General features: G+C 55.0%; 19 protein-coding genes and 1 pseudogene. 4 read left to right on the top strand and 16 right to left on the bottom strand.

The genetic code is table 11. From position 1 onward, the window contains the following. Window positions 1-87: 87 nt before the first annotated feature. The 5 genes from HA50_RS17330 to prfC form a co-directional block, all read right to left on the bottom strand. A complete protein-coding gene (locus HA50_RS17330; protein ID WP_084876798.1) occupies window positions 88-864 on the bottom strand; it encodes a TatD family hydrolase in 777 nt (258 codons plus the stop codon). Beyond that, a complete protein-coding gene (locus HA50_RS17335; protein ID WP_084876799.1) occupies window positions 861-1,913 on the bottom strand; it encodes a patatin-like phospholipase family protein in 1,053 nt (350 codons plus the stop codon). The genes HA50_RS17330 and HA50_RS17335 overlap by 4 nt, the downstream gene beginning before the upstream one ends. A gap of 132 nt (window positions 1,914-2,045) precedes the next feature. Continuing rightward, window positions 2,046-2,207, bottom strand: a complete 162-nt coding sequence (locus tag HA50_RS17340; RefSeq protein WP_013510475.1) for a DUF1328 domain-containing protein — start codon at window positions 2,205-2,207, stop codon at window positions 2,046-2,048. Window positions 2,208-2,272: 65 nt separating this feature from the next. After that, complete coding sequence (gene osmY, locus HA50_RS17345) at window positions 2,273-2,887, bottom strand: molecular chaperone OsmY (protein ID WP_084876800.1); 615 nt, start codon at window positions 2,885-2,887, stop codon at window positions 2,273-2,275. A 260-nt stretch (window positions 2,888-3,147) separates the two neighbouring features. Continuing rightward, the gene (prfC, locus tag HA50_RS17350) at window positions 3,148-4,737 is read right to left on the bottom strand and encodes a peptide chain release factor 3 (protein ID WP_084876801.1); all 1,590 of its coding nucleotides are present in this window, start codon (window positions 4,735-4,737) and stop codon (window positions 3,148-3,150) included. A gap of 283 nt (window positions 4,738-5,020) precedes the next feature. Here prfC and HA50_RS17355 point away from each other — a divergent pair, with 283 nt between their 5' ends. The 3 genes from HA50_RS17355 to HA50_RS17365 are packed head-to-tail and all read left to right on the top strand — an operon-like array spanning window position 5,021 to window position 9,718. Continuing rightward, window positions 5,021-6,598: a hypothetical protein gene (locus HA50_RS17355; RefSeq protein WP_084876802.1), complete on the top strand. Its 1,578-nt coding sequence runs from the start codon at window positions 5,021-5,023 to the stop codon at window positions 6,596-6,598. A 34-nt stretch (window positions 6,599-6,632) separates the two neighbouring features. After that, window positions 6,633-8,216, top strand: a complete 1,584-nt coding sequence (locus tag HA50_RS17360) for a hypothetical protein (RefSeq protein WP_139810957.1) — start codon at window positions 6,633-6,635, stop codon at window positions 8,214-8,216. Next, entirely contained in the window at window positions 8,216-9,718 is a 1,503-nt protein-coding gene (locus tag HA50_RS17365) for a hypothetical protein (RefSeq protein WP_084876804.1), read from the top strand. Before HA50_RS17360 ends, HA50_RS17365 begins: the two co-directional genes overlap by 1 nt. 20 nt (window positions 9,719-9,738) lie before the next feature. Here the strand turns inward: HA50_RS17365 and HA50_RS17370 are convergent, their stop codons facing one another. Genes HA50_RS17370 through HA50_RS17380 form a run of 3 tightly spaced genes read right to left on the bottom strand, consistent with a single transcriptional unit; the run spans window position 9,739 to window position 11,984 of the window. Further along, window positions 9,739-10,842 (bottom strand): M20 peptidase aminoacylase family protein, encoded by a 1,104-nt coding sequence (locus HA50_RS17370; RefSeq protein ID WP_084876805.1) that lies wholly within the window; start codon window positions 10,840-10,842, stop codon window positions 9,739-9,741. Between the two features lie 10 nt (window positions 10,843-10,852). Continuing rightward, a complete protein-coding gene (locus tag HA50_RS17375; RefSeq protein ID WP_084876806.1) occupies window positions 10,853-11,326 on the bottom strand; it encodes a YjiG family protein in 474 nt (157 codons plus the stop codon). Beyond that, window positions 11,316-11,984: a nucleoside recognition domain-containing protein gene (locus HA50_RS17380; protein WP_084876807.1), complete on the bottom strand. Its 669-nt coding sequence runs from the start codon at window positions 11,982-11,984 to the stop codon at window positions 11,316-11,318. The genes HA50_RS17375 and HA50_RS17380 overlap by 11 nt, the downstream gene beginning before the upstream one ends. A gap of 466 nt (window positions 11,985-12,450) precedes the next feature. Here HA50_RS17380 and ftnA point away from each other — a divergent pair, with 466 nt between their 5' ends. After that, a complete protein-coding gene (ftnA, locus tag HA50_RS17385) occupies window positions 12,451-12,957 on the top strand; it encodes a non-heme ferritin (RefSeq protein ID WP_084876808.1) in 507 nt (168 codons plus the stop codon). Between the two features lie 122 nt (window positions 12,958-13,079). Here the strand turns inward: ftnA and HA50_RS17390 are convergent, their stop codons facing one another. The 8 genes and pseudogenes from HA50_RS17390 to olsF all read right to left on the bottom strand — a co-directional run bounded on the left by HA50_RS17390 (window position 13,080) and on the right by olsF (window position 23,520). After that, window positions 13,080-13,565 (bottom strand): type II toxin-antitoxin system YhaV family toxin, encoded by a 486-nt coding sequence (locus HA50_RS17390; protein WP_084876809.1) that lies wholly within the window; start codon window positions 13,563-13,565, stop codon window positions 13,080-13,082. A gap of 11 nt (window positions 13,566-13,576) precedes the next feature. Next, entirely contained in the window at window positions 13,577-13,915 is a 339-nt protein-coding gene (locus HA50_RS17395; RefSeq protein WP_084876810.1) for a type II toxin-antitoxin system PrlF family antitoxin, read from the bottom strand. A gap of 134 nt (window positions 13,916-14,049) precedes the next feature. Further along, a pseudogene (locus HA50_RS17400) lies at window positions 14,050-16,898 on the bottom strand (EAL domain-containing protein). 248 nt (window positions 16,899-17,146) lie between these two features. Further along, window positions 17,147-18,889 (bottom strand): ABC transporter permease, encoded by a 1,743-nt coding sequence (locus tag HA50_RS17405; RefSeq protein WP_084876811.1) that lies wholly within the window; start codon window positions 18,887-18,889, stop codon window positions 17,147-17,149. A 2-nt stretch (window positions 18,890-18,891) separates the two neighbouring features. Then, on the bottom strand, window positions 18,892-19,893 hold the full coding sequence (locus HA50_RS17410) for an ABC transporter substrate-binding protein (protein ID WP_208617296.1): 1,002 nt from the start codon (window positions 19,891-19,893) through the stop codon (window positions 18,892-18,894). Window positions 19,894-19,899: 6 nt separating this feature from the next. Continuing rightward, entirely contained in the window at window positions 19,900-20,967 is a 1,068-nt protein-coding gene (locus HA50_RS17415; RefSeq protein WP_084876813.1) for an ABC transporter ATP-binding protein, read from the bottom strand. Between the two features lie 80 nt (window positions 20,968-21,047). After that, window positions 21,048-21,470, bottom strand: a complete 423-nt coding sequence (locus tag HA50_RS17420; protein WP_084876814.1) for a hypothetical protein — start codon at window positions 21,468-21,470, stop codon at window positions 21,048-21,050. A gap of 328 nt (window positions 21,471-21,798) precedes the next feature. Continuing rightward, on the bottom strand, window positions 21,799-23,520 hold the full coding sequence (gene olsF / locus HA50_RS17425; protein ID WP_084876815.1) for a bifunctional ornithine lipid synthase OlsF: 1,722 nt from the start codon (window positions 23,518-23,520) through the stop codon (window positions 21,799-21,801). Between the last annotated feature and the right edge of the window lie 108 nt (window positions 23,521-23,628).

Raw genomic sequence — 23,628 nt, forward strand, 5'->3', positions numbered from 1 at the left:
ATGGTGTTGTGACTATTATCACATTTATTCGCAAAAATGTGTCAGTGTCGCCCTATTAATGTAGTCAATTCAGACCAGCACGCAGGCTCAGGCAGGAAGGTTAAACACGCGCAGGCTGTTTTGCCACAGCGCGCTGGCAATGACATCAGCAGGTTCAGAACGCAGCTGGCACAGCACCTCAAATACCAGGCGCGCACGTTCAGGGCGATTGGGTTCTCCCTGATAACCATTGAGCGGCATATCGGGCGCATCGGTTTCCAGCAGCAGGGAATCGAGTGGCAGTTCGGCGATAGTGTTACGGGTTTTGCTGGCGCGTTCGTAGGTAATGGTGCCACCCACGCCGATGGCGTAACCCAGCTGAATAAAACGCTGTGCCTGTTGCAGGCTACCGGCAAAACCATGCACCACCCCACGGCGGGGCAGATCGTGGCGACGCAGATGAAGTGCCAACTGATCGTGGGTGCGACGCGAATGCAGGATCACCGGCAGATCATACTGTTTTGCCAGCTTCAGTTGCCCATCCAGCAATCGGGTTTGTTTATCGAACTGCGGATCGTCCATATAAAGATCGAGACCGATCTCCCCCAGCGCCACGCGTTTTGTATCCGGCTGGCGCAAATGCTCAGCCAGTTGATCAATATGCATTTCCTGATGCACGGCTATCTGGATCGGATGCAGCCCCAGCGCGGCATACAGCGCCGGATGCTGCTGCGCCAGCTGGCTGACGAGGGCAAACCGGCTGGCATCGACGCTCGGCACAATGATCCGCTCTACCCCTGCCTGTGCAGCACGCTGGATGCTCGCCTGCGCATCATCCACGAACGGTGGGAAGTCAAAATGACAGTGGGTATCGATAAATCTCATGCCAGAGAACCTGCATCATAATCCGCATCATTACCGGCCAGCGGAGGCGTGCTGACCTCGCGGTTATCCGGCGCATTCGCCACCGCAGCAGGGGGCGTCACGGTAGTATGCCGCACAAATGGCTCGGCATCACTCAGCCACTGGCCGAGCGTGGCAAGGAAATAGCGGCCACAACGCCGTCCCAGATGATAATCCTGATTCAGCGACGCAATCCGGCTCCCCAACGCATTACTTGCCAGTGGTTTCGGAGGAAAGATTTCAATGATGCGCAAATCGCCCGGTGGCTGCTCGATAAACTGCTGGATGTCGTGATAACTCTCTTCATGCTGATGCAGGATATTGATCATCGGTTGCAGCGAACTGTCACTGAGCCAGCGCTCCATACGCTTGAACCATTTTGGCGTGTACGACATCTGAGACGGCACAGTGCGGATCACCACCACGGTATCGGCCCCTCGCCTGGCGGCTTCACGCACCGGGATCGCATCGCTGATCCCGCCATCGAGATAGCTGATCCCGCCCATTTCCACCCCGCTACGGTAAAAACCCGGAATGGCGCTGGAAGCTTTGATGATATCGAGCCAGTTGGAACGGGTGGGATTAAAATAATGTGCGCTGTAGTCGTCGCTGCGGCAGGCACACATATAAAATTCGCTGCCTTTGGCGAACAATCCCTCAGCGGTGTTCATCGCCAGCGGAAACTCCTGACTGGTGATATCCACCAGCCAATCGAGATCGATCAAATGTCCGCCGCGCACAAAACGCACCGGATCGAAGAACAGTTTGCTGGTGGTGTAACGGGTGATCACCCGCCGCGCATAGCCCGGCTGCGCGCAGACAAACGCCGATAAATTTTGCGCACCGGCAGAGGTGCCCAGCATCAGATGAAAAGGATTGAAGTTGGCGCGCTGAAACTCATCCAGCACACCGGCGGTAAAGATACCGCGTTGTCCGCCGCCTTCGCAGACCAGCGCAATTTTGTTTGCTTTGAAAGGCGTGAGCGCCAATGGCTCGATGGTTCCCAACGTGACAGGGATGCGTATACCCAAGATGTGTCCCTCAGCGGTTCTTTCTCTGAGGGGTGCTGCCACCGCCAGCAACCCGGAGAACCAGTCATTATTATGCCCTGACTGGCCTCCGCTTCAGACTATTGCCGGAAGAGCGAAAGTTGACACTAAGTGTCAGGGTCGTTTACGCCCGGTAAACAGGCTGATGAGGAACAGAATAATACCGACAATAAAGACAATTTTAGCTGCCCATGCTGCCGTACCCGCCAGACCGCCAAATCCTAATGCCGCAGCAATCAGAGCGATCACCAGAAAGATAATACCCCAACGAAACATAAGCCTCTCCTTACCATAGTGAAAATCGAACTGCTTATACCTTCATACTTCCAGCTGCAGGCGCGTTAAGATTTGACTGTCAGGTCATTCTTCACACTTTTCACGCCTTCAATGGCTTTCGCGATTTTCTCTGCACGATCTGACTGTGCCTGGTTCGCGACAGTACCGGACAACTGCACCACCCCATCGGTGGTTTCCACTTTCACGTTGCGTGATGGCACGATGTCATCCGCTAAAAGTTTAGCTTTGATTTCACTGGTGGTTGCCGCATCACCGGCATAACCTTTCAGCGAAGCGGTTTTGCTGTCTTTAACGTGCAGCTTGTCACTGACGGATTTAACCCCTTCAACTTTCTGCACCACGGCCACGGCTTTTTCCGCCTGGTCCTGCGAAGTGACAAAACCGCTGAGCGTCACTACCCCCTGATGCGTTTTAACTGAGATATCCGTGCTTTTTATTGCTTCATCGTCCACCAGTGCCGCTTTCGCTTTGGCGGTGATGCCGCTGTCATCCATAAACCCACCGACTTTTTTCATAGAACTATCGATTTTCGCACCTGTGCTATCGGCCGTTGCCTGCGCTTTCTGCGACAGGGATTCATCAGCCAGCGCTGCACCGCTCATCAGGGCAGAACCCGCCAGCGCAGCAATCAGGGTTTTGGCAATCTTAGTCTTAATCATCGATATCATCCTTCTATCAGTTAACCCATCCGCAACCGCGAATGCGCCAGCAACAAACGGCGTTGCTGCGTTGATGGACGTAATGAAACCTGGAGGTCTCTTTTCTCGTCCGACAGGATAATCATAGACGGGATTGGGGGTTTTGCCGGTTTTTGTGGTTGATATCTCGCCAAAAAGCGATAAAAGCAGCGTTTTTAAGAGGAGTCTGGAAGGGAAAAACAGGGCCAGTGAAATTCACAGGCCCTGATGAAAAACGACGATTAATGCTCGCGCGTTTTGCGGAAGGTCACGTCAGGATAGCGTTCCTGAGTGATATTGAGGTTAACCATGGTCGGGGCGATATAGGTGAGGTTGTCACCGCCATCCAGCGCGAGGTTGATCTCGTTTTTGCGTTGAAATTCATCGAATTTCTTCACATCGTTACACTCAACCCAACGTGCGGTCGACACGTTGACCGATTCGTAAATCGCTTCAACGTTGTATTCGCTTTTCAGGCGCGCCACCACCACGTCAAACTGCAGCACACCCACAGCACCGACGATCAGATCGTTGTTATGTACCGGTCGGAATACCTGCACCGCACCCTCTTCTGACAGCTGTACCAGGCCTTTCAGCAACTGTTTCTGTTTCAGCGGATCGCGCAGACGAATACGACGGAACAGTTCCGGGGCGAAGTTCGGAATACCGGTGAACTTCATGTTCTCGCCCTGGGTGAAGGTGTCGCCAATCTGGATGGTGCCGTGGTTATGCAAACCGATGATATCGCCAGGGTAGGCTTCTTCCACGTGTGAACGGTCGCCTGCCATAAAGGTCAGCGCATCGGAGATCACCACATCTTTACCGATACGTACCTGACGCAGCTTCATGCCCTTTTCATACTTGCCGGACACCACACGCATAAAGGCCACGCGGTCGCGATGTTTCGGGTCCATATTGGCCTGAATTTTAAATACAAAGCCGCTGAACTTCTCTTCTTTGGCTTCTACGATACGGGTATCGGTCTGACGCGGCATCGGGGCGGGTGCCCAGGAAACCAGGCCATCAAGCATATGGTCAACGCCAAAGTTACCCAGCGCAGTACCGAAGAACACCGGGGTGATTTCGCCAGCCAGGAACAACTCTTTGTCAAATTCGTTGGATGCGCCCTGCACCAGCTCCAGCTCGTCACGCAGCTGTTGCGCCAGGTCTTCACCCACCGCTTTGTCGAGATCCGGGTTGTCCAGCCCTTTAACGATGCGCACTTCCTGAATGGTATGCCCCTGACCGGTCTGATACAGGTAGGTTTCATCGTTGTAGAGATGATAAACGCCTTTGAACAGTTTGCCGCAGCCGATAGGCCAGGTGATCGGCGCACAGGCGATCTTCAACTCATTCTCGACTTCATCCAGCAGCTCCATCGGATCGCGGATATCACGGTCAAGTTTGTTCATAAAGGTGATGATCGGCGTATCGCGCAGACGGGTGACTTCCATCAGCTTACGGGTACGATCTTCAACCCCTTTGGCGGCATCGATCACCATCAGACAGCAGTCCACCGCCGTCAGGGTACGGTAGGTATCTTCCGAGAAGTCTTCGTGCCCTGGGGTGTCCAGCAGGTTGACCAGGCTTTCGCGATAAGGGAACTGCATCACCGAGGTGGTGATGGAGATACCACGTTGTTTTTCCATCTCCATCCAGTCGGATTTAGCGTGCTGATTGGAGCCACGGCCTTTTACCGTACCTGCGGTCTGGATCGCCTGTCCGAATAACAGAACTTTTTCGGTGATAGTGGTTTTACCGGCGTCCGGGTGCGAAATGATCGCGAAGGTACGGCGGCGCGCCACCTCTTGTAAAAAGGGAGCATTAGACATGAATGAAATCTTCTCAAAGGGCAACGCGCTCATCACGCGCTGCGAATAAATCAGGGTGGCCGGTAGCTACTCCGGCGGATAAACGGAACCCGCGGTGACGCAAGGGCATCCCATCGCGGCAGGATACGCACGTTTTACATTGGCGGCAGTTCCGGTTATCTCGTCAGCATTAAGGCGGCATAGCATACAATATTTCGGCGGAGTGGGGAAACTGAGCGCTATCCGCAGCGAAACGAAGCGGGGTTCTATAATGATGGGTTTATCCCCCTGCGACGGAACCCTCATGCTAATTACCGCCACGACATCGCCATTCAGTACCGGAATCGCTGAAACATCGGATCAAACAGCGCTGAGCGCCCCCCTCTCCGGGGTGAAACAGAGCCATCAGCGTCTGTTTATGTCTCAGTTGCGAACACGGGCAAAGATTCACGGCAACGCCTGCCTGGAGGCGTTGAAAACCCGGTTTGCGGTTTACTGGGCAAACGTCCCCGAGCAAGGCAGCATCGTCAGTCGGGTGGAGACCTTGTTGTTTCAGTTTGAACAACAGGATCTGCTGGGAATTACCGCGCGCGAGCTGCGGGAGGTGTTGCTGGAAAATAATCTCAGGATAAACACCACCACCGCCAGCAGCGCGCTGGCCACGGCCAGAGTAGAGGTTCCAGCCCAGGAACAGCAGTGGATTGACGCCCACTGGGAAAACGCCAGCCACAAACCCGGCTCCCAGGCCTGGCTACAAAGTCTGTTGCAGCTGGAAGGATGCCCGGATCTGAAACCGTCCGTGATGCGGCGCGCACTGTTAAACGTTGGCGTGAGCATCTCGACCAGTATGCTGAGTGATATTGCCGTGGCGACCAAAGTGCAAGTTCCCGCCCGGCACGAAACCCTGATTAAGGCCTGGTGGGACAGCTTTGCTGAAGAAGACTGTCTGATGAGCAAGCTGGTGATGCTGCTACGTCTGCCTGCGTATCAGCAGCTGGCGGTAACTGTCAGGCAGCTACAAGTCGCCCTGGCAAAAATTGGCGTAAAAGTCAGCCGCGAAATGATGATCAGCGCCAGAGCCGCCTTCAGAAGCAAAATATCCCTGCAACAGCAGGCGTGGTTTGATGCCAACCGTGCGATGTTTGCTGGTTACACCCTGGGGGACAAAATAGAAAACCTGCTGCGCCATGGCAAACCCCCTCTGATGATGCCAGCGCAGCTATGGAACATGCTGCGCAATGCCGGTGAGCAGGTCAGTTTCGCCATGGTGCGCCAGGCGATGAGGGGGGTCAAAGCCGCCGCCAATGTGATTGTGACCGCGGATCAGGAGCGGGTGATTATCGCCGCCTGGCATAAGCTGTGCCAAAGCAATATCAGCCTGGTGAAGCTGCTGGGCACCATCCTCATCCAGCATGGGCATCTGGGGATTACCTCGGTGCATCTGAAACAGGCGCTGAACAAAGCCGATATCTCCGTCAGCAATGTGGCGCTGGGGCTGGCACTGGCCGCCGTCAAAGCCGCCCCCACAGCCGAGGAACTCAGCTGGATCAGGCCAGCCTGGGCCAATATCAACCATGAAAAAATGATGGAGTTTCGCATCCGTGATTTGCTGACGCAGAGCGGCTTAGTGCAAGAGATAACCCCGGCCAAACTCCAACGCATCATGTGGGAAGCGGGTGAAGATATCTGCATCAAAACCTGTATCAACGCCCTCAATGGCTTCGGCTTTAGCCGATCTCTTGCGTCCCAGCCTGAGCCCCTGCTGACGGATGAAGATCAGGAGTTAGATGACATCCTTAATATGTCGTTAGAAATGAACGACGCTCTGACCAGCAACCAGCCTGTCGCCTCTAACGATAGCCGCTGGATCGGCGTTCTATAATTCGCTTACCCCAACCCCCTCCAGCGGAGCGCCTATGCATATCACATCAACGACCACCGCGAACGCATCAGCATCAACCCCTGCCGTGACCAGATCGAGTCAACTGACAGCAAGGACCGCCCAGGTACAACAAAGCGCCCTGCGTCCTTCCCTGTCCCGGGTGAGAAAACACTACCCGCGCAACGGCAACGCTGACCTGAAAGCCCTCCAGGCCCAGATTCAGGCCCACTGGCCCACGCTACCGCGTAAAGGCAGCAAGGTGAGCCAAATGGAGAAGCTGCTGTTTCGCCTGGTCGATCTGCAGGTGCTGGACATTCAAACTATCACCGCTAAGCAACTGATTTCCGTCCTGCATGCATGCAAAATAAATATCAAAATCACTACCGTCATCACTGCCCTGTCCACCCTCAGGGCGGAGGTTTCACCGCAGAATCAGCAATGGTTCAATGCTCACTGGCAAAAGGTCTCGCACAAAATCGGTAAGACCAAACTGGCGCTGGCCCAGTTGGTGGAGGTACTGCGCGAGGAAGGATGCCCGGAGATGACACCGTCAGAAATGCGGCGCGCTTTGCTGAATATCGGTGAGGACATTTGTATTGCCACGCTGTGCCATGCCCTGGCGCTGCTGCATACCTCAGTGACGGCAGAACAGGTGGAGAGGGTCAAAACGCTCTGGCAACAGGTCGCTGACGGTAATAGCCACAAAATGGACCAGCTGATCACCCTGATCCTGCTGCTCGATTATCAGCGCAGGCCGATGACATCGGTCGAGCTAAAGATGGCGCTGGCACGGGCAGAAATTGCCATCAGTGACGATATGATTCGTAACGCCCAGGCCATCGCCAGGACCCAGGTCACGCCGCAACAACAGGCATGGTTTGATACCCACTGGTCAACAACCTTTGGCGATACCTGGGGAGATATCCTGGAAAATCTGCTGCACAGACAGGGGCGTCCGGTGCTGACGCCGCCGCAGCTGTGGCTGCTGCTGGTGAATGCCAAAGTTAAAGTGAGTTTTTCGGCCGTGCGCCATGCCATGTCAGCTGACCGGGCGGTCCACAATGCAACACTCACCGCGCAACAGATACAGTCGATCCTCGACCGCTGGCAGGCGCTTGCCGCCACCGGTAGCATGACCCAGGTCAGACGGCTGGGCACGCTATTACTTGAGGGGATTGCACCGGGGGAGCTAAAACTGGCCCTGCGCAGTGCAGGAATATCGGCAAGCCATGTGGCGATGGGGCTGGCTATGGCGGCAGTCAATACGACGATAACCCCCGATCTGGTCACCTGGTTTAAAACCCGCTGGGCAACGCTTTCCCATCCACCTCAGGTTAGCGTGCAGGGACGGCTGATCATGCTGCTGCGCCAGCCGGAATGCCCGCCCGATCTCACGCAATCAAAGCTGCAACGTTTACTGTGGGAGGTGGATGTTGACGTCTGTATTTCGACCCTGACTCATATCCTGCGCGCCGCTGGCAGGCATCCCGCTGGCGGTATGCTGGCTGCGTCCATTGAACCGGGAAAGGATACGCAGTTAGAAGCGGTACTGGAAATGGCATTAGATATGGCCCAGGACTATCTGCCCGCTTCTGAACGCCAGCAGGAGACAGACTGATGGCGCTTGCTCCGAATCGGGTGACTATCACCAGCGTTCCCCCGCAGGCTACCTTCAGCGCTGCACCGCAAAAGCCACTGGCAGCAAAGATAACCAGCGTCAAACAAAGCCATCAGCGTCCCACCCTGCATCGCAGCAGAAAGAAAAAGTCACCCAAACCCGCAAATCGCTGCTTAACTGCCTTGCAGGCCGAGTTTGCCGCCTGGTGGGACAAGGTGCCAAAGACTGGCAGCATGGTCGCACAGGTGGAGATGTTGCTATTGCTGTTCCCCCCACCCGACATTGAAGGCTTCACCATCAAACAGCTGCATACCATCCTGCGCAGCAACCAGGTGAATATCGGCATGTCCACCGTTGAGAATGCCTTAACCACCGCCAGAACACCGGTGCCAGCCACCAAACAGGCGTTGATCAAAACGCTGTGGCAACAGCCCCCCTTGCAGTCTGATGCTTGTGCACGGGTGCAACGGCTGCTGCCGCTGGAATTGTCGCCGTCGCAGCTCCGACGCGCCTTGTGGAATATCGGTGAGGATGTGGATATCACGCTGATTAACCAGGCCCAGCTCGCGCTAAAGGAGCAGGCTATGGCGCAGGAAACGGCGTGGATTGCCGCGAATCTGCATCACATCAGCGATTATGACAGCGTGATGGCAATGCTGGTCAGGCTTCAGGAACTCCCCGGCTATCAGCACAAAACCCCAATCATTCTGCGCAATGCCCTGAAGAATGCTGGCATTCCCGCCAGTATCCAGACGGTGCGTCAGGCACGGGCCTTGTTCAATACGCAGCCTTCGCAGAGGCAGAAGGATTGGTTTGCCGCCAACTGGCCTGAGGTCTGTAAGCTGATGAACACCAGAGGCCAGTGGCTGGAGATGCTGCTGAACCGGCCTGGACGCCCACCGATGACGACCCCTGAATTGTGGCGATTGCTGCATGACGCACACGTCAATGTCGGCATATCAATGGTGCGTAAGGCGCTAATGCTGGTAATCGCTCAGCCAACGGCACAGCGGGAACGGGTAGCGCAGCATTGGCAACAGATTGGCACTGAGGGTCGAATCACGCTGGTAAAACGTCTGTGGCTACTGCTGTGCCAGCTGGATAATAGCGACATCACCTGGACACAAATTCATCTTGCCTTAAAAGAGGCGGGCGAAGAGGTCAGTGACGCGACCATGGATCACGCGCTGGCGGCCTTCAGAACGCAGATCAAAGCGGATGAGCTGGCATGGATCAGGGCTGTCCATCACCGGATCCCCGAGCAAGAGACAGAGCGCAATAAAATCATCGCCCTGCTGCGCCATGAAGGATGTCCGAAGCCGATAACCGCCTCAAAACTGCTGCGTCTGTTGTGGACTGTCGGCAGGGATGTTTCTGTCGGCACCATCCTCACCGCCCTGCGTATTGTCAGGCAACAACCCGAGGCTGACATACCCGATGATGACAACAGGATCGTTGAGATGGTGCTGGATATGGAAGAGCAACGTCCCGCCTCTCCTTAAAAGAGGCGGGTACGTCCTGGTTAGCCCAGTACGCGGGTGACTGCTGCTTTGAAAATCTTCACGCCGATTTCCAGCGAGCTCAGTTCAAACCGCATCTCCGGGTGATGCAGTCCCGGAACCAGGTTGGTGCCCAGTCCCCAAAAACCAGCTTTCACCGTCGGGCATTTCACCGGGTAATAGAAGAAATCTTCACTCCCCGGCGTGGTTTTCGCGTCCAGCAAGCCCTCTTCGCCCAGCACATCGACAATCGCCGCGCGGATGATGTCAGTCGCTTCCTCGTGAATCTCCGCCGCGGGCATCTCTTTCAACACCACAACGCTTGCCGTCGCGCCCAGAGCCGCCACGCTGTTGATGACTGCCCGCGTGACTTTCTCTTTCAGAATATCCATCGGTGCGTTCTCCTGCGAACGCAGATCCCAGACGACGCGCGCTTCATCCGGCACCGAGTTGGTGACACCGGCATCACACAGGAAACGCGTCGCTTTCACGCTCCAGTTCAATCCCGGTGACAGGTGGATGCTGTTCACCGCCTGCACCGCCTGTACTGCGGCATCCAGTGCGTTCACACCGAGATGCGGACGCGCCGCGTGAGCGGGCACACCTTTGATGGTTGCTTCCAGCGTGCTACAGGCGGAATAGATCACCGCAGGCGTCGCCTGGCCGACCTGGCACTCCTCCAGCGGACGGACGTGGAAGCCGAGGATCATCTCCACATCATCCATCGCTCCGCCTTCAATCATCGACAGCGCGCCCGCCCCCAGTTCTTCGGCAGGCTGGAACAGGATCTTCAGACGCCCTTTTTTAATCGCCCCTTCCTGCAACAGTTCCTGCACCGCCGTCAGCACCACTGAGGAGTGGCCGTCGTGGCCGCAGGTATGACGTGCACAAGCCACGCCATCGATCACATGTCCGAGCGCATCCATATCGGCACGCAATGCCAGCACCGGCCCCGGTACACCGCTATCGATTTCCGCCACGATACCGGTGGTATTGTTGATGCCCCGCGTGACCTTGATACCGGCCTGTTCCAGCTGTTCAGCAATGTAGGCCGAGGTTTTGAATTCCTGAAAACCCAGTTCCGGGATTTCATGCAGAAAATGGTAATGCTCTAAGACCCTGGACACTTGTTAGCTCCTAAACAAAAAAACGCATCACAATCATAGCGATCACTGCATTGATAATGCTGGTCAGCATCAGCAGCGGCCAGTATTTTTTCGGTACGTCGGCCACCCCCAGCAAACGCCCCATGTACTGCAACTGCGCCCCCATCAGGAAGATGGCCGGGGCGAGGATAGAAATATCGGTACCGCTTAACAGGCCTTTGGTCAGCAGGCTGACCGCCACCCCGACGCCCGCCGAAGAGGACAACCAGGCGGTCAGCAACACGGTAATCGCTTCGCCTGGCAGGCCGAACAGCCCCATCACCGGCGCGAAAACATGTCCGAGAAATTGCATGATGCCGAGCAGATTCAGCACTTCCGCCAGCACATAAGCCATCACCACATTGGGCATCAGGTTGTGAATGGCAATATGAAAACCTTTGCGTGCGCCAACAATAAAAACATCGAACGGATTATTATTGACCTTCGCCTGCACGTTATTTGACATCAGCAAAATCCTTTTTGTAAATACTATTTAACATGAAACGGACAAAGGCCGCACCGACGAATTTGAGAACAAACATTAATACCAGCGGAATAATGATCGGCACCGTCATGGAAGCAAACAAGGCAGAGCCGATGGCAAAATAGTTATTGATCAAACCCGCACCGGAATATTGCCAGGCGCTCATCACCACCACATCTTTTTTGCTGACCTGTTGCTGGTCATACATTTCTTTGGTTAACGCCGCGCCGGCATCGGTGCTTTGCAGATCGGTAATTAACGCCAGACCACAACGCCCCGGCAGCCCCATCAGCGGCTTAAGCAGCGGCGTCAGCAGCTTGTGTGCCGCGCGAATCGCGCCGTAATGAGTGAAGATTTCCAGTACTCCTAACGCCAGCATCACCGTCGGAGCCAGCGACAGCGCGAACAGGAAGCCTGCTTTGGCGCTCAGGCCACCCGAGCCGAGGAAGGTATTGCTGGACTCCTTCATAGTGCCAAAACTGCCGCCCAGTGTGGTGAAATCAAATGCACCCAGCCAGCTAAAACCGTCCACCTTATAAAACAGACCGGAGAAAAACAGAATGGCCAGCACCAGCGCAATATAACTGCCGATACCTGCCGTCACGCGGTCAGGTGCGGCGATGATTTTTTCTTCTGACATAAAACCCTCCTGCTGGCATTATTTTCGACCAGGCAAGTTGCAATATATGGAACTGAGTTCTAAGCAGGATTTATGCCAGCTGGCATTTTCTTTAATTGCGAAAGCATCAATTATGTTCAGTAACAATGAAACTGGCGGAATATCAATCCTTCCGCAGTTATAAAATAATCGCCATGTTATGTATTTACGCCGATTAATATTTTCTGCTGGAAAGCAGATTGCTGAAAATAAAATCAATCACAACGCGACTGCACAACCATAAGGCAAGGTTATTGCACCAATGCAGTGCAAAACATCCTGCTGGAAGGAAGACAAAAATGATAATCGGTCGCATTCAAAAACCTGAATAATTCCATTTATAATCAATAAGATAAATTCAATTTTTTTGTCAAAATCACTTCACAAAAAAGTGAACATTGATGCATAATTCACCGCACTCACCTAAAAATTTAAAAAGGAATCAGCCATGTTAACCGCTGAAATGACCGCACGTCTGAACGACCAACTGAATCTGGAATTCTTCTCTGCCAACCTGTATCTGCAAATGAGCGCCTGGTGCAGCGACAAAGGTTACGAAGGTGCAGCGTCCTTCCTGAAAATGCATTCACGCGAAGAGATGGAACATATGCAGCGCCTGTTCGATTACCTGAGCGATACCGGTGCACTGCCGGTGCTGGGCAGCATCGCGGCACCGCCGATCAGCTGGAACTCACTGGCTGAAATGTTCGAAGAAACCCTGAATCATGAAAAACTGATCACCAGCAAAATTAATGAGCTGGCGCATGCCGCAATGACCACCCAGGATTACTCCACTTTCAACTTCCTGCAGTGGTACGTGGCCGAGCAGCATGAAGAAGAGAAACTGTTCAAAACCGTGCTGGATAAACTGGCGCTGGTAGGCAACAAAGGCGAAGGCCTGTTCCTGATCGACAAAGATCTGGGACGAATGAACACCGAAAGCCACGGTGCATAAGTTTGCAGCGGGTGTTTGACTTAAACCTGGCAGAGAGATTGGGTTGTGCATCTTTTTATTAAGCTATATTGATGCTCAACAAACAAAACCCCCCGCATTTGCGGGGGTTTTGTTGCAATGGACTATTTCGGAAACGTATCGCTGGCCATTGTCTGAGTGGCTGTCTGGGACTGTTTAAACAACACATCCCAGTCATCAGGCGGCTCACCAGATTTCAACATGCGCTCAAATACCATATAAGCATCTGTTTTTGAGCCATAAGCGCGAAGGGTATCAAAATCATTTACCCAGCCAACAATGATTGTTTTATGTTTCTCACTAAAGCGGAAGAATAAGCGGAATTGCTGCTTAAATTTAACGCGATACCAGTGCCTGTAATCCGGACCTAATGTATCGCCCTGGCGGAATTGCGCGTCAAGCGGATTGGCCGGTATCACTTGTGTGATGATGTGCTCAATTGCCGCAAGCAACTTAGTCTCTTTCTTTCCCTTATACTCATCTGGCTTCTTTTGTTTCAGCGCGCTGACTGCTTTTGCAAGATCTGTCAACTGTGACAGAAAACAAGAGTGAAAATAGATTTTCCAGCCATTAATCTCCAGATATTCCATGCAACTCCCTACTAATCATCAGTCAGCGGCGCGTCTAAATCGACCTCTACTCCAGCAGTGAGTTCTTGTATCCCCGCCCAAAATGCCACTGGCACCGGATGGATATGATGCGGATTTTTCTTCATGTCATTTTCGAGAAAAGCCAGAAACTGAGATACCACGGGGTCTTCTTGTTCTTCTTCCTGTCGGGACATAATGACTTTGCCGCCTGGCAACAGAGAATATTCAATGAATTCTCCTGGTTTCAGGTGCAACGCATCGCGAATCGCTGCGGGAATCGTGGTCTGACTGCGCTCGGTAAGTCGGGACTCAGCACGCAGGGACACGTCCGCAAGGTTTAAATTAATCATTTCTTTCTCCTCGACTCCTCCCCACTAGCGGGTCGCGGGTTATCAATCCGCCAGGAGTCTGCCTACAAGCCTTAGACGATTTTAATGCAAATGCATTGTGCAATGCAAATGCATTCAAGCGCATTTTTTAACCTTTAATCCAGCGTCTTCAGACGTAGCTCCGAAGGTTGCGGGCGGCCGAAAAAATACCCCTGGAACAAAGTACAACCTTCTTCGCGCAATTTGGCGAACTGCTCGCTGCTCTCCACCCCTTCGGCGGTGATCTGAATATCCAGACTCCGGCTCATCCCGGTGATGGCGCGGATAATCGCCAGCGCTTCCCGGCTGTCTCCCATATCGTTGATAAACGACTTGTCGATTTTGATCTTATCGAACGGGAAGGATCGCAGATAGCTGAGCGACGAATAGCCGGTGCCGAAGTCATCCAGCGCAATCTGCACACCCAGTGCTTTCAGGTTTTGCAGGGTACGGATATTGCCGAGCGTGTCATCCAGCAATACCGATTCGGTAATCTCGACTTCAAGACGATGCGGTGCCAGTCCTGACTCACGTAACGCCCCCTCTACCACCGACACCAGCGAGCTGTTCTTAAACTGCAACGGCGACAGATTAACCGACACCGACTGCTCACCTTCCCAGCTCGCCGCTTCGCGACAGGCTTCATATAACGCATAGGCTCCCAGCAAATGGATCAACCCGGTCTCTTCGGCGATCGGAATAAAATCATTCGGCATGATCAATCCTTTGATCGGGTGATGCCAGCGCATCAGCGCTTCATAGCCAATGATCCCTTTCTCATCACCATCGGTGATCGGTTGATAGTACAGCCTCATCTGACGGCCACTGATCGCTTCACGCAGATCGTTCTCGATCACCCGACGGCTGCGCGCCAGATCGTCCATCTCCAGCGTAAAGTGTTCACAGCGGTTGCGGCCATTGCGCTTGGCTTCGTACAGCGCCATATCGGCACAACGCAGCAACTGTTCCGGCGTGTTGATGGCCGGTGAACTCAGCGCGATACCCACGCTCAGGCCCACCGACAGGTTATGTCCTTCCAGATTCACCGGGGGACGGATGGCTTCAATCAATCGCTGCGCCACCACCGCCGCTTCATCAGCGTTACGCACGCTGGGCAGCACGATGGCAAATTCATCACCACCGATACGCGCCAGTGTGTCCTGGTCACGCAGCACATTACGCAGACGTTTCGCCACCGTTCGCAGCAGATCGTCACCAATCTGGTGTCCCAGCGCATCATTAACGTTTTTGAAGTTATCCAGATCGAGACACAGGGTGGCGATGGCATTGCCACTTTGGTGATCGGCGCGCAATGCCTCGCTGAGCTTCTGCCGGAACAGAATACGGTTAGGTAGGCTGGTCAGGTTATCGTGATGCGCCATATGGTGGATGCGGGCATCGGCTTCACGCTGATCGGTCACGTCCTCCACAATCAGCATGACAAAATTCTGACGTAAATCTTTGCCAGCAATGGTGGCGGCGCGGGTATGCAGAATACGCTCCCCGCTCGCTGTCAGCAGCAGCTGTTCACGGGTATGCATGCCTTCGCTGCGTAACGCAATATCCGCCAGGCTGTTGAAGTAATCACTCAGCTCCGCCGACATACATTCATGCGGTCGCTTATGCATGATCAGCATCTTATTGATGCCAAACAGCTGCTCGGCTTTATCATTCACCATCAGGATCTCGCGACTGATGGCATCTTCGACAATCACGCAGGACGGAATATTGCTAATGATGTTATCGAGGAATTTTGATATCTCAGAGGCTTTAGTGCTTTGCGCTTCTGCCAGATCCCGCGCGCGCAGCAGTTGCTGCTCGTGTTCACGTCGCTCGGTAATATCACGGGTAATTTTAGCGAAGCCAATCAGCCGTCCTTCTTCATTGTGGATGGCATCAATGATCACATGCGCCCAGAATGCCGAGCCGTCTTTACGGTAACGCCAGCCTTCGTCTTCAAAGCGACCGGTTTTCAGCGCGATGCCCAGATTGGCATCAGGCGCTTTCGACTGACGCTCCTGAGCGCCGTAGAACACCGAAAAATGCTGGCCGACAATCTCTTCCGAGCGATAGCCTTTGGCCCGTTGCGCACCCGCATTCCAGTTCACCACCATCCCATGCACATCCAGCATATAAATGGCGTAATCCCGCACCCCTTCCACCAGCAGACGGAAGGTTTTTCCTGTTCGCGCTGGGCGCGCAGCAGCACCTGCTGTTCAGTACAGTCGCGGGTAATTTTGGCGTAACCAATCAGCTTCCCGGCGTCATCACGTATCGCATCAATAATGACGTGCGCCCAAAAGGCGCTGCCGTCTTTGCGATAACGCCAGCCTTCGTCCTCAAAACGACCGGTTTTGAAGGCAATACCAAGGTTCTTTTCCGGGATATGATTGAGACGATCCTGGGCGCTGTAGAAACGGGAAAAATTCTGGCCGACGATCTCTTCAGCGACATAGCCCTTGGCACGTTGCGCCCCGGCATTCCAGTTTTCGACGTTACCATCCAGATCCAGCATATAGATGGCGTAATCGGTGACGCCCTCCACCAGCAGGCGGAAGCGTTCTTCCTGCTCACGCTGTTTGCGCTGTAATGTCTGTTGCCGGGTGCAATCCCGGGTAATTTTGGCAAAACCGAGCAGCTCACCGTATTCATCACGGATGGCATCAATAATCACATGCGCCCAGAAAGCGCTGCCGTCTTTGCGGTAGCGCCAGCCTTCAGTTTCAAAACGTCCGGTGGTGGTGGCGGTGGATAAAGCGCGATGCGGTGCGCCATTTTTGCGGTCATCTTCGCTGTAAAATAACGCGAAATTCTTACCAATGATTTCTTCAGCGGTGTAGTTTTTGGCGCGTTGCGCACCCGCGTTCCAGCTCGCCACCGTACCGTCCGGCTTGAGCATAAAAATTGCGTAATCGAGCACGCTCTGCACTAGCAGCCGATACATGCCGTCAGAATTATTATCCATTGTTATTTGCCTATTGCTGGCCTTGTGTCACCTGGCATCCCAGGAAAATTCTCAATTGCTCTGCAGACTTAATAGCAAATACGCAGCGTTGACAAGCGCTATCAGCGAACAGGCACAAGTTGGTAGTTTGGTTATCGGCTGTGGCGAGAAAACGTTCAGTGGGATACTTAACTAATTATGCTGCGTTGACGATGTTCAACAGGAAAGCGCCAGGTATCGGTATTTGATGGCAGTGAGATCTGTCGCCGTTACGCTTGCCACGGTAATACCCCCTGCGGCAGACGCCGCGTCAGCCGGGTCGCCAGCGCCATCAGCAGGCAAACCACCACAATCATCAGGCAGCCGACCGCCGCCGCCAGCGAGGCAGAGCCTCCTTCGTCAAGAAAGACGATGGTTGGGCCGATGGTTTGCGTCCGGGACGTGACCAGCAGTACCGATACCTGAATTTCATTCAGCGCGGTGAGGAACACCAGCACCGTTCCCGCCAGTGCCGAAGGGGCCGCCAGCGGCAACAAAATGTCGCGCATCCGGCGCAGAAAACCGGCACCGCACAGCCGTGCCGCTTCATCCAGCGCCGGTTCCAGCTGAGCGAAACCGGCCAGCGTCGGACGCAGCACCAGAGCAAGGAAGTTAGCCAGATAGGCGGCGAGGATGATCCACACCGTGCCATACAGCGACACATTGACCAGCGGCAGTGGACGCAGGAAGAACAACAATGCCGCCACGCCGGTGACAATGCCCGGCAAGGCATAGGTGAGTTCGCTCGCCAGCCACAGGCCGCGCACCAGACGCGTGCGCCGCCAGCTGAGGAAATAAGCCAGAAACAGCGCAGTCAGCGTCAGGATAACGGCGGCCAGCGTAGTCAGACCGAGGCTGGTCACAAACGCATCCCGCACCGCCGGATAACCCCACAAGGCAGCGCGGAAGTTTTCCAGCGTCAGCGTTTGCCAGGTCAATGCCTGGCCGTAGCCGTGGGTCAGCGCAGTGATCAGCAACGCACTGACCGGAAGCAGCAACGTCAGTACCATCCACAGCCAGGCCAGCGCCGCCACCAGCGCGCGCGCCCGGCCCAGGGATTGATGCCACAGACGCGGTGCACCGCTGACCCGCACATCATGACGGCCACCAAGCCAGGCGCTGGCCCCCATTCCCGCCAGGGTGATCACGGCGATCAGCAATGCATACACCGCGGTATTGGGCAGCGCAGTGGGACCGATGCCGTTCAGCTGCTGGTACACCAGGGTAATCAGGGTGGGCACACGGGCCGGAATTCCCAGCATCGCCTGGATGCCGAAGTTACCTGCGGCCGCCACAAAGGTGAGCGCCGCTCCGGCAAAAATCGCCGGGCGCGCTAACGGCAGAATAATGGTGAACAGCACCCGCCAGCGCGATGCCCCGCTGACCTGTGCCGCTTCAACCAAATCAGCAGGCAGACGGCGCAACCCGGCGCGTACGGTAAGAAACACCAGCGGCGCATTGTGCATACCCAGCAGCAGCACAATGCCCGTCATGGAATAGAGCGGCTGTTCGCCGGGTGCAAACCACGGCAACCCCAGCCCGGCAAACAATAACGCCAGCGGGCTGGAAGGCGCTAACGCCTGCAACCACGCCAGCGCCGTGACCTGCGGTGGGATCATCAGTGGCAGGATAAAAGCAAACACCCAGGCGGTTTTCGCCCGCAAATCGGTGAGTGCCACCAGCCAGGCGGCAAGCGTGCCGAGCAACAGGGAAATGGCGGTTGAGCTGAGGGCAATCAGCAGGGTGTTACCCGTGGCGATCAATACGCGTTCACTGGCGAGCAAACGCCACAGTCGCGCCATATCCGGCACCCCCTGCGGCGCAATGGCGGTCCACACCAGGCGCAGCAGCGGAGCCACCGACAATGATGCAATCAGCAGCACCATCAGTGCCAGAATCACCCCTTCGCTACGCAGCCGCCAGCGCTGGCCGCTGCGCACACGGCTGTGCCATTCGTTGCTCAGCACGCTCATCATCAGCCGCCGAATAACTGGGTGAACTGGTCGCGCACCGCAGCATCTTCGTTAATGGCTTTCGCCACGTCTGGCGTCAGCAGCTTGATCTGGCTGATCGGCGTGAAGCCTGCCGGGGCCGACACACGATCGTCAACCGGGCGGTTCCCCTGCTCAACCACTAACTTCTGCCCCTGCTCTGACAGGATAAAGTTCACAAACGCTTTGGCGGCGGGCAGGTTGTGCACCGTCTTCATGATCGCTACCGGTTCGGTGACGTAAGAAACGCCCTCTTTCGGATAGACCAGATCAACCGGCGATCCTTTTTTCTTCGCCAGGATCACGTCGGCATCGGTGATCACCCCATATTTATCCAGCCCGCTGGCGACGGCTTTCAATGCCGGGCCATTGCCACCCTGCGGTGCAACGCCCATCGCTGCCAGTTTTTTGTAGAAGTTCCAGCCGATATCCGGCGTGTTGATGTCGGTATGCAGCTTATACAGCGCCGCTCCGGAATAAAGCGGGCTGGGCATGGCAATCTGGCCTTTATTGGCTTCCACCGCCAGCGCATTCCAGCTGTCGATCGGTTTGGCATGCTGGGTGTTATAGGCGATCACCGTGGAGATAATTTTGGTGCCAAAGAAGGTTTTGTCTTTGTCGTAGAACGAAGGATTGATATGGCTGACCGGCGCATCCTGGTAGCTGTAAAGCTGGTTCTCTTTTTTCAGCGCACCGAGGTTGATGGCATCGGCGATCAGCAGCACATCCGGCTTCGCCTCGCCGCTCATCATTTCCGTGCGCAGCACATTCATCAGTTGCGTGGTGCCGTTACGTGTCCACTCCACCTCAATGTTGGGATAAGCCGCTTTGAAGGCATCGATAGTTTGTTGCGCGATTTCCGGCGCTTGTGAGGTATACACCACCAGCTTGCCCGACGGCGTTGCATCGGCATGGCTGACGGCGGAAAGCAGTAATCCACTGGATAACAGCAAAACATTCAACGAAGTGCGCATAGCCTTTTCCATGAGTTGTTATGAAGGAAGAATCCAGCCGTCGCGCAATGCCACGCCGATCGTGGCATCAGCAACGGGTACAGGGCCATCCGCCAGCATCAGCGTCAGGCTGCTCTCGGGCATAGCCAGAGGCATCAGGTTGAGCTGATGGTGGCCGCCACGATAAATCACACGCTGCACGCGTGCGGCAAACTGTGGTTCGCCCGGCTGGGCAAGGCGAAAATCCGCAGCATGAAAACTGGCTTTGCCCTGTGGACACGGTGGCTGCTGAGGTGCGCAACGCAGCGACACGCGCTGGCCGCACAGCGTGGCGAACGCCCGCCCGTCACCAAGCGGCTCGATGTCGCTTACCGGCAGCACTTTGCCATCGTCAATAAAGGTGGCGACCATCTCATTGGCCGGCTCACGCCACAGGGTTTGCGGGGTGGCGTACTGCATCACCCGACCGCCATCCATCACCACGATGCGATCGGCCAGCGCCATCGCTTCATGTTGATCGTGGGTGATGTAAAGCAGGGTGGCATGGCTGTGACGATGGAAGCGGCGAAACTCCTCTTCCATGGTGGCGCGCAGATGAACATCGAGATTGGCGAGCGGTTCATCCAGCAGCACCAGGGTGGGCTGCGCCACCAAACAGCGCGCCAGCGCCACCCGCTGCCGCTGACCACCGGAGAGATCGGCAGGACGGCGTTCAGCAAAGGGTTGCAAGCCAACCAGCGCCAGTGCCTGGCGGGTACGCTGTTCGCGTTCCGTTCGCGCCACACCGTTGACTTTCAGGCTGTAGGCCACGTTCTCCGCCACCGTCATATGCGGCCATAGCGCGTAGCTCTGGAATACCACGCCCAGCTGACGCTCCTCGGGTGGCAGATGCAGACCGGGTGCCGCAAAGCAACGATCGCCCACATGAATCTCACCCGCATCCGCAGTTTCAAAGCCCGCCAGCAAACGTAATAAGGTGGTTTTGCCGCAGCCGGAGGGGCCAAGCACGGCAATGAATTCTCCCTGCGCAATATGCAGGGAGATATCTTGCAGGACAGGCTGTGCCGCAAAGGATTTGCACAGCCCGCGAAGGGTTATAGCCGCCATCAATTCTGGCCTTTCTCTGACAATACGCCGTAGACCCTACGACAATCAGATGACAGGCCCGTGACATCAGGACATGAACGTTAGAAAGTTTTAACAACCTGCACGGTTACGCTTGCAGGATGTGAGAGCAGCCCAACCGTAATAACTTCATTTGGATTCTTCCCGCGCCAGCAAACGGCGTTGATATCACAGCTATCTTGCCGCTGATATTGATTCGCTATCAAATACGCATCAATTTTTCTTGTATCCTGAATATCATAAAAATGCACTGCGTACACATGCGATGCCGGACCAGTAATATTCGCGAAATTAAAATCATAGCGGCTGGTGATGCGTGGCATTTTTTTCAGTATATCGGGGGTATAAAATTCATAAGCTCTCTCATCTTGTTGGGTATATTGTGCGCTGCCAGCAAACTCTAACTTTATTGTTGGCCAGCAGATAACAAGGACCAGTGCCAAAACAGCTAAGCTTCCGCAAAGGAACTGCACTTTTTTTTTCATAACTCTGAATTTCCACTCTTCGCTGCATCACTCAAAACCGCCTGACATAAACCTGCTGGCGAAAGAAAACACGTCCGTTTCTATAATTAGCAGCTAAGAAATGACTTAATTTATGCGTACTTGCATTAATTTGTAGCGGCGCGATTTATCGCGCGTTTTCTTCGACAAAGCATGCGGGATTGCGCGATAAATCGCGCCGCTACGGATTGTGCCGTGATAGAAATATCCATTCCCGGTCAAATAACAACCAGCTCAGACGCATATTAGGGCTGCCACAAGGCAAGCGCCAGCCCAATCGCATCAACCTGATAACGACGTCACACCCGCCTTACGTTTCTGTGCCAGCCTCCGCCAGATGCATGGCGATATAGCGCTCATAGCGCGCGGCCTTGACGCGGGTCAGATCGACCAGCACCAGACCATCAATACAGTTGTTGAAATCGGGATCGCTACCAAAATCAATAAACTGCACCCCGCCCGGTTCGCACAGTTCGGAATATTGTTTGTACAGCGTCGGAATGGCCGTACCGAGGTTGGCGAGCAGATGCTTCAGGCGGCGTAAATCTTCCTGATAATTATCGCCAGTGAACTGCGCCAGCACTTCTGGCAGCGAGGCCGGGTAGGGACGGCGTGAGGTTGCCAGCGGCAGCTCGGTGGGGAAATAGAGACGATAAAACGCCACCAGCAGATCACGTGCCGCCAGCGGCATACCGCCGGAGATCGATACCGGGCCAAACAGATAACGGGTTTCCGGGTAACGGGCGATATAGGCGCCAATGCCCATCCACAAATAATCCAACCCGCGTTTGCCCCAGTAAGCTGGCTGAATAAAACTGCGTCCCAGCTCCAGCCCCTGGCGGATAATCGGCAGCATCCGTTCGTCATAATGGAACAGGCTGTCGCTGTAGATCCCTTCCAGACCGCGTCGTTCCAGCTGTTCCGCACCCGGAATAAAGCGGTACGCGCCCACAATTTCCAGCTGCGCGTCATCCCACAGAATCAGGTGATAATAATCATCATCGTACTTATCCAGATCGCGGCGTCTGCCGCTGCCTTCGCCCACGGCACGGAAGGCAATCTCACGCAGACGCCCCAGCTCACGCAGCAGCGGCACCCAGCTGGCACCGTTACGTCGCCACAGGTAGATCTGCTTACCATCCGGCAGGGTGCCCAGCCGTTCACTCTCCAGCAGCGCTTTTTTCAGTTCGGCACGATCTTCCGGACGCGCAATCGCCGCTTCGGTCTGGAACAGACCAGGCCGCCCCTGACCAACACGATACAGATGTTTACAGAGCCGTTTCGCCAGCTCTTTGCCGGGTGTGTGGCCATCATGCCAGTGGGCAAAGGGGATCTGCTCACCAATATGCAGTTTGATACGCGAACCACGCTGGCGAAACATTTCACGCACCAGCATCAGCAACGCAAGAGCCGGGGAGAGATGAGAGGCGGTATAGAAAGTGAGGCTGTTACGTCCCACCACATGCACCGGCACCAGAGGGGCACGCGCACGCGCAGCAAGACGCAGGAAGCTGTGATGCCAGACACGATCACGCACACCACGGCTGGTGAGGCGGGAAACTTCCCCCGCCGGAAAGATAATTAATGCGCCCTGATTATCGAGATGCCGTTGCATCTGGGTCAGCTGTTCACGGTTGGTTCGGTTGCCCATATTATCCACTGGCAACATCAGGCTATTGAGCGGCTCCAGCATCATCAGCATACGGTTGGCAACGATTTTCACATCGCGCCGCACCTGTGAGACCGCCGCCAGCAGGGCGAGACCATCCAGCGCGCCGAGCGGATGGTTGGCCATGATCACCACCGGCCCAGTGCTCGGGATCTGTTCCAGATCGCGTTCACTTAATTCACAACGAACGTCAAGATACTCCAGCACCTGCTCCACCATATCCACCCCTTGCAGGTGGCGGTAGCGTGCTGCGAATTGCTGAAACTCCCCTTCACGCAGTACCCATTTCAGCAGGCTTTTTTGCCAGCCTGCCGGTTGATGTCCTGGCCAGTAAGTATTGAGAACCTGATCAACAGAAAACATTGTTCACCTTCTTATAACGAGCAATTATCGCTCAGAAGTTAAAACGGCTTGCTTTCAGATTTATGACCGTGGCGGCATGCTTTAATAATAGGCGCAATAAATTGCGCC

This window comes from Pantoea cypripedii (assembly GCF_002095535.1).
Lineage (GTDB): Bacteria > Pseudomonadota > Gammaproteobacteria > Enterobacterales > Enterobacteriaceae > Pantoea > Pantoea cypripedii.

What these genes read in the sequence shown, in the direction of transcription:
- HA50_RS17330 (WP_084876798.1), bottom strand. Translation starts at nt 864, where the DNA reads ATGAGATTTATCGATACCCACTGTCATTTTGACTTCCCACCGTTCGTG.
- HA50_RS17340 (WP_013510475.1), bottom strand. Translation starts at nt 2,207, where the DNA reads ATGTTTCGTTGGGGTATTATCTTTCTGGTGATCGCTCTGATTGCTGCG.
- osmY (WP_084876800.1), bottom strand. Translation starts at nt 2,887, where the DNA reads ATGATTAAGACTAAGATTGCCAAAACCCTGATTGCTGCGCTGGCGGGT.
- prfC (WP_084876801.1), bottom strand. Translation starts at nt 4,737, where the DNA reads ATGTCTAATGCTCCCTTTTTACAAGAGGTGGCGCGCCGCCGTACCTTC.
- HA50_RS17355 (WP_084876802.1), top strand. Translation starts at nt 5,021, where the DNA reads ATGCTAATTACCGCCACGACATCGCCATTCAGTACCGGAATCGCTGAA.
- HA50_RS17360 (WP_139810957.1), top strand. Translation starts at nt 6,633, where the DNA reads ATGCATATCACATCAACGACCACCGCGAACGCATCAGCATCAACCCCT.
- HA50_RS17365 (WP_084876804.1), top strand. Translation starts at nt 8,216, where the DNA reads ATGGCGCTTGCTCCGAATCGGGTGACTATCACCAGCGTTCCCCCGCAG.
- HA50_RS17375 (WP_084876806.1), bottom strand. Translation starts at nt 11,326, where the DNA reads ATGTCAAATAACGTGCAGGCGAAGGTCAATAATAATCCGTTCGATGTT.
- HA50_RS17380 (WP_084876807.1), bottom strand. Translation starts at nt 11,984, where the DNA reads ATGTCAGAAGAAAAAATCATCGCCGCACCTGACCGCGTGACGGCAGGT.
- ftnA (WP_084876808.1), top strand. Translation starts at nt 12,451, where the DNA reads ATGTTAACCGCTGAAATGACCGCACGTCTGAACGACCAACTGAATCTG.
- HA50_RS17390 (WP_084876809.1), bottom strand. Translation starts at nt 13,565, where the DNA reads ATGGAATATCTGGAGATTAATGGCTGGAAAATCTATTTTCACTCTTGT.
- HA50_RS17395 (WP_084876810.1), bottom strand. Translation starts at nt 13,915, where the DNA reads ATGATTAATTTAAACCTTGCGGACGTGTCCCTGCGTGCTGAGTCCCGA.
- HA50_RS17405 (WP_084876811.1), bottom strand. Translation starts at nt 18,889, where the DNA reads ATGAGCGTGCTGAGCAACGAATGGCACAGCCGTGTGCGCAGCGGCCAG.
- HA50_RS17410 (WP_208617296.1), bottom strand. Translation starts at nt 19,893, where the DNA reads ATGGAAAAGGCTATGCGCACTTCGTTGAATGTTTTGCTGTTATCCAGT.
- HA50_RS17415 (WP_084876813.1), bottom strand. Translation starts at nt 20,967, where the DNA reads ATGGCGGCTATAACCCTTCGCGGGCTGTGCAAATCCTTTGCGGCACAG.
- HA50_RS17420 (WP_084876814.1), bottom strand. Translation starts at nt 21,470, where the DNA reads ATGAAAAAAAAAGTGCAGTTCCTTTGCGGAAGCTTAGCTGTTTTGGCA.
- olsF (WP_084876815.1), bottom strand. Translation starts at nt 23,520, where the DNA reads ATGTTTTCTGTTGATCAGGTTCTCAATACTTACTGGCCAGGACATCAA.